This window comes from Actinosynnema pretiosum, assembly GCF_002354875.1.
In the GTDB taxonomy this organism is placed as follows: domain Bacteria; phylum Actinomycetota; class Actinomycetes; order Mycobacteriales; family Pseudonocardiaceae; genus Actinosynnema; species Actinosynnema auranticum.
Map to the genome: position 1 here is coordinate 2,955,448 of NZ_CP023445.1, position 15,131 is coordinate 2,970,578.

The window sequence follows — 15,131 nt, forward strand, 5'->3', positions numbered from 1 at the left end:
CCAAGAGCCGGGGCCCGGCGCACCACGCGCCGGGCCCCGAAAACCCCTGCCGGGCAACCAACCTCAGCCCGCCGAGCAGCTCGGCGTCAACGTCCCCGCGCTCCCGGTCCCCTGGAACCCGAACTCCGTCGACTGCCCCGCCGCCACCTTCCCGTTGTACGCGGCGTTCCGCCACTGCACCGCGCCGCTGGTCCCGGTCCGCTCCGCGTTCCACGACCCGGTCACCGACACCCCCGACGGCAGGTTCGTCGTCACCGTCCAGGAGTTGATCGCCGCCGACCCCGCGGTCACCTTCACCGTCGCCACGAACCCGCCGTTCCACGAGTTCAGCGACACCGCCGCCGTGCACCCCGCCGGACCGCCGGGCGTCGTCGTGGTGGTGGTGGTCGTCGTGGTCGACGTCGGCGGCGTGTTGCCGCCGTTCAGGGCCGCCAGGACGGACGTGTACGCGGCCTTCTTGTTCCCGCTGCCGTCGAACAGCAGCGGGGTGCCCGAGGCCCGCCAGGAGTCCGTGTCCCTGATGCCCCACACCGTGATCCCGTTGCACCGGGCCACCGCCAGGCACGCCCGCGTCACGCGGTCGTAGTTGCTCGCCTGCGCCGAACCCGAGCCCTCGATGTCCAGCTCGGTGATCTGCACGTCCACGCCCAGCGCGGCGAAGTTCTCCAGCGTCGTCTGGTAGTTCGACGGGACCGGGCTCGCCGGGTTGAAGTGGGACTGGAAGCCCACGCAGTCGATCGGCACGCCCCTGGTCTTGAAGTCCTGCACCAGGCGGTACACCGCCTGCGTCTTGGCGTGCGTCCAGTCGTCGGTGTTGTAGTCGTTGTAGCAGAGCTTCGCGCCGGGGTCGGCGGCGCGGGCGGCGCGGAACGCGGCCTCGATCCAGTCGTTGCCGGTGCGCTGCAGGTTCGAGTCGCGCCTGCCGCCGCCACCGCCGTCGGCGAACGCCTCGTTCACCACGTCCCACGAGTCGATCTTGCCCCGGTAGTGCGTGGCGACCTGCGTGACGTGGTTCAGCATCGCCGACCGCAGCGGCGCGCCCTCCATCGACTGCATCCACCCCGGCTGCTGCGAGTGCCACGCCAGGGTGTGCCCGCGCACCTTCATGCCGCGCGCCGCCGCGTGGTTCACGATCCGGTCCGCGTTGGTGTACGTGAACTGCCCCTGCGTCGGCTCGGTCGCGTCGAGCTTCATCTCGTTCTCGGGCGTGACCGAGGTGAACTCCGAGTTGAGGATGCCCGTGTAGACCGAGTCGCTCAGCTTGTACGCGGCCACGGCGGCCCCGAAGTACCGGCCGCTCTCGGCCGCCGACGCGCCCAGCGTGGTCGCCGCCTGCGCGGCGGGCGCGTTCACCAGCAGCGCGGCGCCCAGCGTCGTGACCGACAGCAGGGCGGCGCCCAGGGCGGTCCTCGGAACTGACCTCGATGTCAGCTTCATGGTTCAGCACCTTCGTGGGGGAGGAGTGGCTGAAAGTTTTAGGAGCCTTAACCGAAACATATACTGACCGAACTTGCCCTGACAAGGCTCAACGCGACCCCGGACTTCGGAAAACGCCACGTGCGAGCCGTCCGAAACATTGCGAAACCCAGTCGAAAGAGGCCCCTGGGCCCGACTCGCGCGCGACGAACAACCCCACTCCCCGGAACCGGAAGCCCCACTCGTCCGACCACTGCGGTTGAGCGGCGACCGAAGGGAGCACGATGTCCATCGCCGAACGGGGAACGCCCCGCGCCTCACCCGACGCAACCAGCACGCGCCGAGGTCCCGACGAGCCCGCCTGGCCCGCGCTCCGCGCCCTCCTGCTGCGCCTGCACTTCTACGCCGGTGTCCTCATAGGACCGTTCCTCCTCGTCGCCGCCGTCACCGGGATCGCCTACGTCTTCACGCCGCAGCTGGAACGCGCCGTCTACGACCACGAGCTGCACGTCCCGGCGGGCGACACCCGCCTGTCGCTCGACGAGCAGGCGGGCATCGCCGCCGCGCTCGTCCCGGACGGCAGGCTCACCGGCGTCCGCCCCGGCCCGACCCCCACCGACAGCACCCAGGTGATCTTCACGCTCCCCGGCCAGCGGGAGAGCTACCACCAGACCGTGTTCGTCGACCCGCACACCGGCGAGGTGCGCGGGCAGCACGAGACCTACGGCTCCGGCCAGGCCCTCCCGCTCCGCGGCTGGATCGACAACCTGCACCGCAACCTGCACCTCGGCGAGTTCGGCAGGCTCTACAGCGAACTGGCCGCCAGCTGGCTGTGGGTCGTCGTGCTCGCCGGCCTGGCGCTGTGGATCGGCAGGCGCCGCAAGCGCAAGCGCGAGCTGGTCCTCCCGCACCCAGCGCCCGCCGGTCGCCGCCGAACCCTGTCCTGGCACGGCGCGCTCGGCCTGTGGGCCGCCGCGGGCCTGCTGTTCCTGTCCGCCACCGGGCTCACCTGGTCCGCCTACACGGGCGCCACCATCGGCGAGGTCCGCACCGCGCTGGACTGGACCACCCCGGCGGTCACCTCCGCGATCACCGCGACCGAGGAGGGCCCGCGCATCGGCCTCCAGGCCGCCCGCGACGCCGCGCTCGCCGTCGGCCTCACCGACCCCGTCGAGGTCCGCCCGCCCGCCGAGGGCAAGGCGTACGTCGTGCAGCAGGTGCAGCGCAGCTGGCCCGAGAAGCAGGACTCCGCAGCGATCCACCCGGTCACCGGCGAGGTCCTGGACGTGCTCCGCTTCGCCGACCACCCCCTCGCCGCCAAGCTCACCCGCTGGGGCATCGACGCCCACATGGGCCTGCTGTTCGGCCTGCCCAACCAGCTCGTCCTCACCGCGCTCGCACTCGCCCTCGTCGCCCTGGTGTGCTGGGGCTACCGCATGTGGTGGCAGCGCAGGCCCACCAGGGGCGGCGCCCGGTTCGGCCGGGCGCCCGCGCGCGGCGGGTGGCGCAGGACGCCGGGGCGGGTGCTCGCCCCGCTGGTCGTCGCCGCAGCGGTCGTCGGCTACTACCTGCCGCTGCTCGGCGTCCCGCTCCTGGGCTTCCTCGCGCTCGACGTCGCGCTCGGCGCGCGGCGCGCCCGTCAGGAGGGCACGCAGGAGGGCACGCAGGCGGAAGCCGGACCGGACGCGCCGGCCGACGATGGGGTCCCGGACGAGGGCACGGCCACCACCGAGGAGCAGGGGGTCCCCGCGTGATCGACGAGATCGTGCTGCGCGTCGCGCTCACCGCCGCCTACGCGCTCGCCTGCGGCTTCCACCTGGTGCGCCTGCGGCGCGACGGCGGGCTCGTGGACCGGGTCGGCTCCGTGCTGCACGCCCTGATGTGCGCGGGCATGGTCCTCATGGCCTGGCCCGCCACGATGGCGTTCGCCCCCGTGCCGCAGACCGCCCTGTTCGCCGTCGCCGCCGCCTGGTTCGCCGCGCTGGCCGCGATCGGCGGCCGGGCCTGCGCCGGGCACGGCCGGGTCGAGCTGGCGCACCACGCGGTGATGATGGCGGGCATGGCGTGGATGGTCGTGGTGATGCCGCTGGCCATGCGCGAGCCGTCCTCCGGCGGCGGTGGCGGCGCGCACGACCACCACGGCGGCGCCACGACCACCGCCGTCGACGCGGGCGCCGGGGCGCCGGGGCACGTGACCGCCGTGGGCCTGGCCCTCGCCGCGCTGTTCGCGGTCGCCGGGACCGCCTGGCTGGCCCGAGCGCTCGACGTGGGCCGCGCGCCCGGCGCCCGGCGGCGCGCGGTCGCGCCCGCCGTGGAGAGCGCGATGAGCCTGGGCATGGCGGTCATGGCCGTCGCGATGACCTGACCCGCCTCCGGCCGGGAGGCGCCTCCCGGCCGGGGTTTCCCCCGTCATCGGTGAAGAACTCCACCCCGCCGCCGCGCACGGCACTGCGGCGCAAGGCTTTTCACGCAGTCCCGACCCCGAAGTCCCGTCCAGGGGCCCTTTCCGTGAGTACGGTCGACCCGTGGCGACGCGAAGCACGGCACCCCGGCTCACCCGCGCCGCCGTCGTGCGCCGGGCCACCGCGATCAGCGCGGCCGAGGGCCTCGGCGCGGTCACCATCCGCCGCCTCGCCGTCGAGCTGGGCGTCACCCCGATGGCCCTCTACTGGCACTTCACCAACAAGGACGCCCTGCTCGACGCCCTCGCCGAGCACGCGGCAGCCGCCGTCCCGCTGCGCCAGGACGGCCCCGACTGGGCCGAGGACCTGCGCGCCCTGCTGGGGGACCTCGTCGGGGCGCTGCACCTGACCCCCGCGCTCGCGCCGCTGGTCCAGACCAGGGTGCTGTCCGGTCACGCGGGCGCGGGACTGGCCGAGCGGACGCTCGCGCTGCTGGAGCGGGCCGGGTTCACCGGGCGCGGGGCCGCCGAGCTCGCGCTGGTGCTGCTCGGGTCGGCGGTCGCCGTGGCCGCGGGCTGCGGCGCCGGTCCCGCCACGGCCGGGCGACGCCTGGCCCGCGCGCTCGCCCTGCCCGCGGACCGCTTCCCGCGCGTGGTCGCCTCCGCCGACGTGCTCAGCGGCGGCCTCGCCCACGACCCCCGCCACCCCGCAGGGGTGAGCCTGCTGCTGGAGGGCGTGCGCGCCCTGCCCCGCGACTGACCGGCCAGGCCCCCGCCGCACCGGGGAACGGCCGCCCGAAGCCCCGTTCCGCACCCGGTTCCCCAGCGCCACCCCGCGGGCGCCCGCCCCCTGCTTGATCGATACCACCACCCCGGTGGCACGCCATGACCCGTCCGGGTGGACACTCTGCCGGGGTAGTGCGGCTGTTCGGACGCGCGAACAGGTGACCGCGCCTGCCATCCTGGGTACCCCCTGGTATTCCAGGAGGGCTGTCGTCGAGATCGGGGAGGGCAGATGAGCGCACAACCCGTCGACATCGCCGTGCCCGCGCCGCGTGGCGGTGCGGCGCCCATTCCGCTCAACCTCACCGTCCCCTCCGAGCCGAACCTGCTGCCGTGCGCCCGCGCCGCGCTCGACCGCTGGCTCGCCGCGGCCGGGATCGACCCCGGCGCGCTCGTGCGCGCCACCGGCGAGCTGGCCGACGACCTCGCGGGCCGGGGCCGGGTCGTGCTGGTCCGGATCGCCGCGGAGCTCGCGGGCGACCGGGTCGTCATCCACGTCGGCGAGCACCGCATCGGCGCGGGCACCACCGACTTCGCCACCGTCGTGCGGCAGCGCTGACCCGTGGGCTCCGGGCGCGCGGGCGGGTGGCGGGTCGTCGTGCTGGACGACGACGTCAACACCCTCACCACCGCCGGCTACGCGCTCGACGCCCACTGCGGCCTCGACGCCGAGGGCGCCGCGTGGCGCCTGCACGCCCAGGGCAGCGTCCCGGTCGCCGAGTTCGCCGACCGGGACGGCGCCGAGGAGCTCGTGGTGCGGTTGCAGCGGCACGGGCTGCACGCCGCCCTCCGGTCCGCCGGGTGAACCACGAGCCCGACCACTTCGACGCCTCACCGGTGGGCGACGGGGTGCTGGTGCGCATGTCCGACAACGTCGCGCGCACCCTGGCCCACCACCTCGGGCTGCTCGCGCGCTTCCTGGAGGACGACGTCTACCCGGAGCCGCGCCGCTCGCTGCTGCGCCGCAGGCCGCCGCGCGACGTGCTCGCCGCGCTGTTCCCCGACGCCTGCCCGTCCCGCGCCGAGTCGGAGGACTTCCGCGCCCGCCACGCGGCCGAGCTGCGCGACGCCGCACCGGTCCGCAGGGTGCTGGAGCGCTGCGCCACGCCCACCCCGTTCGTGCTCACCCGCGCCGAGGCGGACGACTGGCTGATCGCCCTCCCGCTGGCCCGCAGGCTGCCCCGGCGGCCGGGACCGGAGCGGGTGATGGTGGAGGCGTGGTTCGCGCACGCCCACGAGTACCTGGTGCTCGCGCTGCGACCGGACCTGGTCGACCTGCGCCGGTGAGCCCGCGCGGGAACCGGTCGGGGGACCGGGGCCACGCGTTCGGCGGACCGGGCGCCCGCCCGCGCGCGTGGCAGGATCGGGGGATGCCCAGGATCGAGTGCGTGGTCGGCGACCTCACCCAGCAGGACACCGACGTCGTCGTGAACGCGGCCAACTCCTCCCTGCTCGGCGGTGGCGGCGTCGACGGGGCCGTCCACCGCGCGGGCGGCCCGGAGATCCTCGCCGCGTGCCGCGACCTGCGCGCCGGTCACCTCGGGGGCGGGCTGCCCACCGGGCAGGCGGTCGCCACCACGGCGGGGCGGATGCCCGCGCGCTGGGTCGTGCACACCGTCGGACCGGTGTTCTCCGCCGACGAGGACCGCTCCGAGCAGCTCGCCGACTGCCACCGCAACTCGCTGCGCGTCGCCGCAGAGCTGGGCGCGCGGACCGTGGCGTTCCCGGCCATCTCCACCGGCATCTTCCGCTGGCCGCTCGACTCGGCGGCCCGGATCGCGGTCGCCGCCGTCGCCGAGGCCGACGCGCCGGGCGTGGAGCTGGTGCGGTTCGTGCTGTTCGACGAGGCCGCCCACGCGGTCTTCAGCGCCGCGCTCGACGCGTGAGGCGCCACCGCGCGGGTCCCCTGGTCGGGAACCCGCGCGGCGGTGTGGTGGGAGCGGTTGTGGATCAGCCCTGCGCGGCCTGCCGGAGCGCCTGCGCGAACACCTCGGCCGGCTGCGCGCCGGACACGCCGTAGGCGCTGTTCAGCACGAAGAACGGCACGCCCGACACGCCGTACCTGCGCGCCTGCGCGAAGTCCTCCCGCACCTCGTGCGCGTACTCGTCACCGGCCAGCACCCGCTCGGTCTCCTGCGCGGGCACCCCGATCCCGGCGGCCAGCTCGACCAGCGTCGGGGTGTCCAGGGTCCTGGCCTCGACCAGGTTGGCCCGCATCAGCCGCTCGTGCGCGACGGTGCCCAGGCCGTGCGACTTCGCCAGGTGCAGCACCCGGTGCGCGTCGAACGTGTTCAGCGAGACCGAGTTCACCAGGTCGTACTCCAGGCCGACCTCGGCGGCGACCGCCGTGACCTGGCCCATCATGCCCTCGACCTGCTCGCGCGAGGCGCCCATCTTGGCCGAGAGGTGCTCCGGCGTCGGCAGGAACTCGCCGACCGGCGCGTTCGGGTCGAGCTGGAAGCTGCGCCACTCGACCTCGACCTCGCCGTCGAACCCGGCGAGCGCGCTCTCGAAGCGCCGCTTGCCGATGTAGCACCACGGGCAGACGATGTCCGACCACACCTCGACCCGCACGGCGCTCACCGGCACACCCCGTCCACACCGCACGCCTGCGCGTCGGCCCCGCCCAGCACGACCAAGCCGGTCGGCTGCTCCTCGGTCACGCTCTCGGCGGGCTCCGCCTGCAGCTGAGTCTGTTCCACCCCAGGGGCAACCGCGAGGGGGCGCGCGGGTATTCCGGCGGCGCGCGATCCGGTGCGTCCCTTTTGGTGCGCAACGCGGCGTTTTCCCGGCCGGGGACGGGAAGTGTGCGTCACCTCACGAGCGGCGCGGGCGGTGGGCGGGGTCCTCGCGGCGGCTAGGGTCGAGCGGGCGGCCGGTCGAGCCCGCAGCGGCCACCGCCCCCTCCCCGATCCCCGCCAGTCCCCGGAGCGCCCCCGCATGAGCACGCCCCCACGCCGCGCCGACCAGCGGCGACCGGACCAGCCGCCACCCGGCGGGAACCGCCCCGAGCAGCCCGGCCCGCAGCGGCCCGACCCGCAGCGGCCCGGCCCGCAGGAGCCCGACCCCCAGCGCTGGCGCGCGCTCGCGGTGTGCCTGCTCGCCGGGTTCATGACCCTGCTCGACGTCACCATCGTCAACGTCGCCTTGCCCTCCATCCAGCGCGACATCGGCGCCACCACCGCCGAGCTGTCCTGGGTGGTCACCGGGTACGCGCTCGCCTTCGGCCTCGTCCTGGTCTCCGCCGGTCGCCTCGGCGACGACCTGGGCCGCCGCCGGATGTTCCTGATCGCGCTCGCCCTGTTCACCCTCACCAGCGCCCTCGCGGGCCTCGCCCCGGACGGGACCTGGCTGGTGCTCGCCCGGCTGCTCCAGGGCGTCGCGGCGGGCCTGCTCAACCCGCAGGTCGCCGGGTTCATCCAGCAGCTGTTCCCCGGCAAAGAGCGGGGCAAGGCGTTCGGCCTGTTCGGCGCGGTGGTCGGGCTGTCCACGGCGGTCGGCCCGCTGCTCGGCGGCCTGCTGCTCCAGTGGGGCGGCGGCGCGGGCGGGTGGCGCTGGGTGTTCTACGTCAACCTGCCCCTCGGCGCGCTCGCCCTGCTGCTCGGCCTGCGCCTGCTGCCCCGCGACCGGCCCGCCGCGCGCGGTGGCGCCCGCAAGCCGCTGGACGCGGTCGGCGCGGTGCTGCTCGGCGGCGCGGTCGTGTCGCTGATGCTGCCGCTCGTGCTGTCCGAGCACGACCCGGCCACCGCCCCGTGGTGGCTGATCGGGGTCGCGGCGGCGCTGGTGGCGGTGTTCGTGCCGTGGGAGCGCGCGGCCAAGCGCCGCCACGGGCACCCGCTGGTGGACTTCGCGCTCCTGCGCACCCGCGGCTACTCGATGGGCGTGGCGCTCGGGCTGGTCTACTTCGCCGGGTTCACCTCGATCTTCTTCGTGCTCACCCTGTTCCTCCAGCAGGGCCATGGGTACACACCGCTGCAGGCCGGGCTCGCGCTGACCACCTACTCGGTCGGCGGCGCGACGGCCGCCGCGATCGGCGGCAGGCTCGTCGGGCGGCACGGCCGGGTCGTCGTCGTGGTCGGCCTCGTGCTGGAGGCCGCCGGGCTGGTCGTGGTCGACCTGGTGCTGCGCGGCGCGCCCGAGCGCATCGGGCTCGCGATCGCCCTGCCGATGCTCGTCGCGGGCATCGGCAACGGCCTGGTCATCGCCCCGAACCAGACCCTGGCGCTGCACGACGTGCCGCCGAGGCAGAGCGGCACCGCCGCGGGCGTGCTCCAGACCGGGCAGCGGATCGGGTCGGCGATCGGCATCTCCGCGGCGGGCGCGGTGTTCTTCGCCGCGCTGGGCGGCGGCGGGTGGGACCACGCGATCACCACGAGTCTGCTGGTGACCATCGGGCTGATCCTGCTGGCGCTCGTCGTGGGGCTGGTGGACCTGGTGCAGGGGCGCCGCCGGTCGCGCGCGGCCGAGGTCGAGCACGTGGGCTCCGGGGCCTGAGGCGGTTCCCGGACCGTCCCGAGTGGACGGTCCGGGGGCGGGCCCCGGTTCGCGCGGGCGAGCCCGGCGGGGGTGTGGTCCGATCGGAGTCCCCGGTGCTGCGCCGAACGCCGCGCGGCCGTCCACTCGGGACGGCCGGGTGGCGTGCCGGAGGGGCTGCGGCGGGGGTGGGGATGTACCGTAGGCAGCTGTGAAGACCGTGGTCGGAAGGGGTGCGCGGGCGGCGCAGGTCGACTCGACGCGCCAGCAGATCCTGGCCACGGCGGAGCGCCTGTTCGCCGAGCACGGCCTGTACGCGGTGTCCAACCGCCAGATCAGCGCGTCCGCCGGACAGGGCAACAACGCGGCGGTCGGCTACCACTTCGGGACCAAGGCCGACCTGGTGCGGGCGATCATCGCCAAGCACACCGAGCCCATGGAGCGGCTGCGGCTGGCCATGGTGGAGGCGGTCGGGGACGGCGCAGGCCTGCGGGAGTGGGTGGACTGCCTGGTCAGGCCGGTGACGACGCACCTTGACTCGCTCGGCGGGCCGACCTGGTACGCCAGGTTCGGCGCGCAGGTGATGACCGACCCGGCGTTCCGGGCGATCATGTCCGAGGAGGCGCTGGCGACGCCGGGGATGCGGCTGGTGCTGGAGGGGTTGCAGCGCAGCCTGCCTGCCGAGGTGCCCGCGCAGGCGCGGCTGGACCGGGCGCAGATGCTGCGGCACCTGATGGTGCACGTGGTCGCCGAGCGGGAGCGGGCCCTGGCGGAGGGCGTGGTGACGCCGCGCGGCAGCTGGGACGACGCGGCCACCGGGCTGGTGGACGCGATCACGGGGTTGTTGCTGGCGCCGGTCACGGGGTGAGGGACGGGGGCCGCTCCGCCTCGCCCAGGTGACGTCGGGTTCTTCGGCTTCCTCATCTCAGCCTCCGATCGGTGGATCACCTCGCCGTCCTCCTCCTTGTACCGTCTGCTTGGCACAAGGAGGAGGGGGTGCCGTGCCGCTCGACAACGTGCTCGCGCTCGTCGCCTTCCACGCGGTGCTGGCGCTCGCCCTCCTGGTGCTGCTGTGGCCCGAGCCCAAGAAGGGCGTCGCGGTGCTGCGGCGGTGGGGGGTCGCCGAGCCGGACGAGCGGCAGACCGAGGTGGCGCTGCGCTACCTGCGGCGGCGCAGGCTCTGGTACCCCGTGCTGATGTTCGGGATCCCCCTGCTCTCCGAGGTGCTCGGGCTGCCCGAGGCCGGTGACGCCGGGCAGGCGTGGTTGCTGCCGGTGCTGCTCGGCGGGCTGCTCGGGGAGGTGGTCGCGCAGCGGCCGGTGCGCGGGCCCCGGCGGGAGGCCTCCCTGGAGCGGCGCGGGGTGTCCGACCTCGTGCCGGTGTGGGCGGTCGTGCTGCACGGCCTGCTGCTCGGGTGGCTCCTGGTGGTGCGGGCGCTGCCGGTCGGGCCCTCGTTCTCACCGCCCGGCGTCGCCCTCGGCTCCGCGTTCGTCGCCGCCCTCGCCGGGTGGGGCGTCGTGCTGCTCGCGGTGCGCAAGCCGCCTGAGGGGGACTGGGCGGTGGACGCGGCGCTCCGGTTGCGCAGCGCCCGCGTCGCGCTCGGGCTGGCCATCGCCGTCGCCGGGGTGGCGTGCGCGGGGCCGGGGAACATGATCGGCCAGGCGGAGTGGACCGACCTGCTGCTCTACCCCGCCCTGATCGGGTGGTACCTGGTCGTGCGGCCGGTGCGGGTGGGGGAGCGGGTTCGGTGACGTCGCTGCGCGTGGTCGTCGACACCGGGAACGGGGTCGCGCCCTGGCGGCAGGTGCACGACCAGGTGATCCGGCTCGTCAGCGCGGGGGCGCTGGTCGGGGGCGCGCGGTTGCCGCCCATCCGGCGGCTCGCGCGTGACCTCGGGCTCGCGCCCGGCACCATCGCCCGCGCGTACCGCGAGCTCGAGCTCGGCGGGTGGGTGCGCACGGCGCGGGCCAAAGGGACGGTGGTCGTCGAGCGCGGTGACGACGCCGCCTCGGCTGAGCGGGCCGCCCTGCTGGACGAGGCGGCCGAGCGGTTCGCCGGGGTGGTGCGCGAGTTGGGGCTGCCGACCGGCGCGGCGCTCTCCGCCGTCGAACGCGCGCTGCTCTCGTCCGGGGGGCCGGTTCCGGGGTGACGGGACGCGTTCGGTCACCGCGGGTGAGCTGAACGCCCCTCCGGGGGACCGCCTTTGGGCCCTGTCCCGGTGACCCGCCGCGGTGGTTGATTCAGCTCATGGCCGAGCGGGCGGAGCAGGACGTTCCCGACCGGCGCGGACGGGTCGCCGTGGTGACCGGGGGCAGCAACGGCATCGGGTTCGGGGTGGCGCGGGCGCTCGCGCGCAAGGGCGCGCTGGTCGTGCTCGCCTGCGAGCACCTCGGGCGGGCGCGCGACGCGGTCGCCCGCATCGACGGGCGCGTCGAGGTGCTCAAGCTCGACCTCGCCTCGCTCACGTCCGTGCGCGACGCCGCCGACGAGCTGATCGGGCGGCACGAGCGGGTCGACCTGCTGGTCAACAGCGCGGGCGTGGTCACGGCGGGTGGCATCACCGAGGCGGGGTTCACCACGCGGTTCGGGGTCAACCACCTGGGGCACTACGCGTTCACCGGACTGGTGCTGGAGTGGATGCTCCGCGTGCCGGGGGCGCGGGTGGTGTCGCTGGCCGGCATCGCCCACCGGATCGGGCGGTTCGACCCCGCCGACCCGCGCGCCACCGGGACCTGCGGCGGCTCGAAGCTCGCCACCCTGCTGTTCACCCTGGAGCTGGACCGCAGGCTGCGCGGCACCTCGGTGAGCGCGCTGGCCGCGCACCCCGGCGGGGTGGCCACCGCGTTCTTCCGCGACTCCACCACGCCCATGCGCCGCCCGGTCGCCGTGGTCGGCAGGATCCTGGCGCACGGGGCCGCGCAGGGCGCCCTGCCGGTGCTGCGCGCGGCCACCGACCCGGTCGCCAGGGGCGGCGAGCACTACGGGCCGGGCGGGCCGTTGTAGCTGGTCGGCAGCCCGCGCCCGATCCCGGTCGCGGCGCGGGCGCGCGACGAGGACGCCCAGCGCGGGCTGTGGGAGCTGTCCGAGCGGCTCACCGGGGTGCGCTTCCCGGTGTGACGCCCCGCCGGGGGACACCGGACCGGAGACACTCGGACGGGCCAGTCGCGCTCGATCAGCGGACCTCGATCAGGGGACCTCGTTCGGGGGCACCGACTCCACGGTGGTGGAACTGGTCGACCGCCACCAGCGGCCCGTCCTGCACGTTCAGGTCCTTGTAGGTGCTGCGCACGTGCCGGTGACCGGACCTAGGTGGCTCCACCACCAGCCCGGCGACCCGCTGCAACGCGGTGGCGGCCTCCAGGTCGGTGCCGAACTGCCGCGCCGAGGGCACGAGCAGGCTCGCGCCCAGCACCCCGACCGCCGTGGCCGCCGCGCCGAGCAGCACCTCGGCCCGCCCGCCCCGGCCCCGGCCCGCCCCGGCCCCGGCCCGTGCCGAACGGGGCCGCGCCGGTCCGGCTCGCCCCGACCCGACCCGCGCCCGCCCCGAACCGCCACCCGAGCCGCCGCCCGCCCGCGTCCCCCCGCGTCACCGCCCGCAGCGCGCCCAACCCCCGCTCGCGCGCCGCGTCCGACATCCCCGGCTCGCCCGCCCCGACCAGCCCCAGCGCCCGGTCCAGCTCCTCCGGCCGCCGCCCCCGCCGTCGGCGGACCCGAGGTCCTCGCGGTCGGACATCGCCCGTCCTCTCCCGGTCCAGGTGCGCGCCGATCCCCGCCCGCAGCTTCGCGCGCCCGGTGCAGCCTGGTGCGCACGGTGCTCCCACCGATCCCGAGCGCCGCCGAGACCTGCGCAGGCGTCAGCTCACCCCACGCCACCAGGGTCAGCACGTCCCGCTGCTCGCGCGGCAGGTCGGCCAGCATCCGCCGCAGCGGCCCGGTCAGCGCCTCGGCGTCGGCGACGTCGTCCACCCGCCCCAGCGGGTCCTCGTCCGGCCCGGTCCTGGCGTGCTCGCGCGTCCACGCGCGCAACCGCCGCTCCTCGGTCCGCACGTGCCTGCGCACCAGGTTCGCCGCCACCCCGTACAGCCACGCCGCGGTCGCGTCCGGCTCGCGCGGGCTCCCCGCCCGGTCGTGCCACAGCACCAGGAACGCCTCCGCGACCAAGTCGTCGGCGATCTCGACCCCGACCCGCCGCGCCAGGCACCGGTGCAGCCGCCCGGCCGTCCCGGAGTGGAGCCGCTCGACCGCGTCCTCGTCCAGGAGGCCCGCTCGCACCTCTCCCGGTGAGGCGGTTGCTCTGCTTCGCACACCCCTGCCTGCCCGCGCGCACCCGCCGAACGCCAGCCACAGCGCCGGTTCCACCCCGCCGGGCAGCCGCAGCCGGTGCAGCGCGCGGCGGATCGAGGAGTTGCCTGCGCAGGCGATCCCGCCGATGCGGCCGGGGTCGAGCGGCGCGCCGAACCAGCAGCGCGCGCTGTCCGACGGCGCCAGCAGCAACCCCAGCGCGCCGCCGCCCGCGAACACCCCCGCCGCCCCCGCCGCCGACCTGCGGTCCCCGCGCGCCAGGAACACCAGCGGGGTCAGCTCCGCGGCGGCGACGAGCCCGGTCGGCGCGCCCCGCCGCCACACCGGCCGCTCCGCCGGGCAGTCGGGAGCCACCAGCGCCATCAGGAACAGGTTGACCTGCCCGTAGTCCAGGGTGGCCCGGAGCGGCTCCAGCGGCAGCGCGCCCGCCGCGACCAGCACGCCCAGAGCCGTCCAGGCCACCGCGACCAGCGCGAACAGCACCGCTGCGAGCGGCGGGCAGGTGAAACGGCAGGTCGGGGCCCCGCAGCGGCGCGGGGAGGTCCGGCGCGTACAGCGGCGCCCCGGCCGGCCACGCCTCGCCGCCCACCCGGTAGACCCGCAGGTCGATCAGCGCGAAGCCCGAGCGCGACCACGGCCCACAGCAGGTGGGGCCAGCGGAGGGGCCTGCGGGTTCCGGGCAGGGCGGGGCCCGCCCAGGTCACAGGTCCCGGGCGCCGCGCCTCAGCTTGGTGTTGAGCGGCGGACTGGTCGACTCGCCCCGGTGCTCGCCCAGCGCGCGCACGAACTCCCGCAGCACGTCGCGCGCGTCGTGCCGCGGCGCCCAGCCGAGCGCGCGGGCCCGCGCGGTGTCCAGCAGCGGCGACGCCAGCGCCAGGTCCACCCACCCCGGCGCGGTCGGCTGCAACCGGGCTTTCCAGGTGCCCTTGGCCAGCGCGCGCAGGACGTTCGCGGAGATCGGCACGTGCCTGGCCCCGACCGCCGCCGCCAGCTCCGCCGGCCCCACGACCGGCTCCGCGGCCACGTTCAGCGCCCCGGTGAACCGCTCCCGCAGCACCAGCAGCAGCGCCTCGGCGACGTCGTCGGCGTGCGTGAACTGCACGGACAACCGCCGGGGCAGCGGCAGCACGGGCAGGCGCAGGCGGAACAGCGCGGGCGGCACCAGCAGCCCCAGGAAGTACCGGTGGATCTCGGCCGCCGCGTCCGGCTGCAGGATCAGCGACGGCCGCACGCGGGCGACCGCGATCCCGTCGAGCGCGTCCAGCTGCCGCTCCACGGCCGCCTTGTGCCTGCTGTACGAGGAGGTGCGCACCCCGTTGGTCGGCCACTCCTCGTCCACCCGCAACGACTGCACGGCGGGGGAGTAGGCGCCCACCGACGACATGTGCACCAGGTGCGGCACGCCCGCCTCGCGCGCGGCGGCGAACACCCGGCCGCTGCCCGCGACGTTCGTGCGGAACAGGGCCTGCTCGTCGTGGCCGGGCTGGATCTTCCAGGCCAGGTGCACCACGGCGTCCGCGCCGGAGGCGATCTCGGCCAGCTCGGCCTCCGCGCCCTCCTCGGCGAGGTCGACCTGGGACCAGGCCACCCCCTCGGCCGGGCCGAACGCGGGCCTGCGCCGCGCCACCCCGTGCACGGCGATGTCGGGCTCGGCGGCCAGGCGGCGGAGCAGGGCGGTGCCGACGTTCCCGGAAGCGCCTGTGACCACGATCCTCATGGCGGCCGGTTACCCCCGCTCGGGTGGCCTATCCGCGCG

The 15,131-nt window shown here is 75.8% G+C and carries 17 protein-coding genes and 1 pseudogene; 12 read left to right on the forward strand and 6 right to left on the reverse strand.

Features of this window, described 5'->3' with window-relative positions; genetic code table 11:
* Nucleotides 1–63: 63 nt before the first annotated feature.
* Nucleotides 64–1,437: an endo-1,4-beta-xylanase gene (locus CNX65_RS13135; RefSeq protein WP_096493041.1), complete on the reverse strand. Its 1,374-nt coding sequence runs from the start codon at nt 1,435–1,437 to the stop codon at nt 64–66.
* Nucleotides 1,438–1,700: 263 nt separating this feature from the next.
* On the opposite strand from CNX65_RS13135, the gene CNX65_RS13140 reads away from it, so the two are divergent.
* The 7 genes from CNX65_RS13140 (at nt 1,701) to CNX65_RS13170 (ending at nt 6,486) form a co-directional block, all read left to right on the forward strand.
* Nucleotides 1,701–3,170 carry a PepSY-associated TM helix domain-containing protein gene (locus tag CNX65_RS13140; protein ID WP_096493042.1) on the forward strand — a complete coding sequence of 490 codons (1,470 nt, stop codon included), beginning with the start codon at nt 1,701–1,703 and terminating at the stop codon, nt 3,168–3,170.
* Nucleotides 3,167–3,781 carry a DUF5134 domain-containing protein gene (locus tag CNX65_RS13145; protein ID WP_096493043.1) on the forward strand — a complete coding sequence of 205 codons (615 nt, stop codon included), beginning with the start codon at nt 3,167–3,169 and terminating at the stop codon, nt 3,779–3,781. The genes CNX65_RS13140 and CNX65_RS13145 overlap by 4 nt, the downstream gene beginning before the upstream one ends.
* A 160-nt stretch (nt 3,782–3,941) precedes the next feature.
* Nucleotides 3,942–4,577 (forward strand): TetR/AcrR family transcriptional regulator, encoded by a 636-nt coding sequence (locus CNX65_RS37795; RefSeq protein ID WP_157767625.1) that lies wholly within the window; start codon nt 3,942–3,944, stop codon nt 4,575–4,577.
* A gap of 255 nt (nt 4,578–4,832) precedes the next feature.
* Complete coding sequence (locus CNX65_RS13155) at nt 4,833–5,159, forward strand: hypothetical protein (protein ID WP_096493044.1); 327 nt, start codon at nt 4,833–4,835, stop codon at nt 5,157–5,159.
* A gap of 3 nt (nt 5,160–5,162) precedes the next feature.
* Entirely contained in the window at nt 5,163–5,405 is a 243-nt protein-coding gene (locus CNX65_RS13160) for an ATP-dependent Clp protease adaptor ClpS (RefSeq protein WP_096493045.1), read from the forward strand.
* Nucleotides 5,402–5,887, forward strand: a complete 486-nt coding sequence (locus CNX65_RS13165) for a DUF2017 family protein (protein WP_096493046.1) — start codon at nt 5,402–5,404, stop codon at nt 5,885–5,887. Before CNX65_RS13160 ends, CNX65_RS13165 begins: the two co-directional genes overlap by 4 nt.
* Before the next feature lie 83 nt (nt 5,888–5,970).
* A complete protein-coding gene (locus CNX65_RS13170; protein ID WP_096493047.1) occupies nt 5,971–6,486 on the forward strand; it encodes an O-acetyl-ADP-ribose deacetylase in 516 nt (171 codons plus the stop codon).
* Between the two features lie 64 nt (nt 6,487–6,550).
* Here CNX65_RS13170 and CNX65_RS13175 read toward each other — a convergent pair whose 3' ends face one another.
* Complete coding sequence (locus tag CNX65_RS13175; protein ID WP_373565504.1) at nt 6,551–7,183, reverse strand: DsbA family oxidoreductase; 633 nt, start codon at nt 7,181–7,183, stop codon at nt 6,551–6,553.
* Nucleotides 7,180–7,302 carry a hypothetical protein gene (locus CNX65_RS37800; protein ID WP_256373513.1) on the reverse strand — a complete coding sequence of 41 codons (123 nt, stop codon included), beginning with the start codon at nt 7,300–7,302 and terminating at the stop codon, nt 7,180–7,182. Before CNX65_RS37800 ends, CNX65_RS13175 begins: the two co-directional genes overlap by 4 nt.
* Nucleotides 7,303–7,540: 238 nt before the next feature.
* Between CNX65_RS37800 and CNX65_RS13180 the strand changes: the two genes are divergently transcribed.
* From CNX65_RS13180 to CNX65_RS13200, 5 genes are all read left to right on the forward strand, one after another.
* Complete coding sequence (locus tag CNX65_RS13180; RefSeq protein ID WP_096493049.1) at nt 7,541–9,094, forward strand: DHA2 family efflux MFS transporter permease subunit; 1,554 nt, start codon at nt 7,541–7,543, stop codon at nt 9,092–9,094.
* Between the two features lie 190 nt (nt 9,095–9,284).
* Nucleotides 9,285–9,941: a TetR/AcrR family transcriptional regulator gene (locus CNX65_RS13185; protein WP_198320466.1), complete on the forward strand. Its 657-nt coding sequence runs from the start codon at nt 9,285–9,287 to the stop codon at nt 9,939–9,941.
* A 133-nt stretch (nt 9,942–10,074) separates the two neighbouring features.
* Complete coding sequence (locus CNX65_RS13190; RefSeq protein WP_096493050.1) at nt 10,075–10,824, forward strand: hypothetical protein; 750 nt, start codon at nt 10,075–10,077, stop codon at nt 10,822–10,824.
* Entirely contained in the window at nt 10,821–11,222 is a 402-nt protein-coding gene (locus CNX65_RS13195; RefSeq protein ID WP_096493051.1) for a GntR family transcriptional regulator, read from the forward strand. The genes CNX65_RS13190 and CNX65_RS13195 overlap by 4 nt, the downstream gene beginning before the upstream one ends.
* 98 nt (nt 11,223–11,320) lie before the next feature.
* Nucleotides 11,321–12,076 (forward strand): SDR family NAD(P)-dependent oxidoreductase, encoded by a 756-nt coding sequence (locus CNX65_RS13200; RefSeq protein WP_232519810.1) that lies wholly within the window; start codon nt 11,321–11,323, stop codon nt 12,074–12,076.
* 169 nt (nt 12,077–12,245) lie between these two features.
* On the opposite strand, the gene CNX65_RS36900 is transcribed toward CNX65_RS13200, so the two are convergent.
* The 3 genes and pseudogenes from CNX65_RS36900 to CNX65_RS13210 form a co-directional block, all read right to left on the reverse strand.
* A complete protein-coding gene (locus CNX65_RS36900; protein ID WP_232519811.1) occupies nt 12,246–12,518 on the reverse strand; it encodes a hypothetical protein in 273 nt (90 codons plus the stop codon).
* A gap of 395 nt (nt 12,519–12,913) precedes the next feature.
* Nucleotides 12,914–13,858: pseudogene (locus tag CNX65_RS38320) on the reverse strand (glycosyltransferase 87 family protein); the annotation flags it as partial.
* A gap of 217 nt (nt 13,859–14,075) precedes the next feature.
* The gene (locus CNX65_RS13210) at nt 14,076–15,092 is read right to left on the reverse strand and encodes an NAD-dependent epimerase/dehydratase family protein (RefSeq protein ID WP_096493053.1); all 1,017 of its coding nucleotides are present in this window, start codon (nt 15,090–15,092) and stop codon (nt 14,076–14,078) included.
* Nucleotides 15,093–15,131 lie beyond the last annotated feature (39 nt).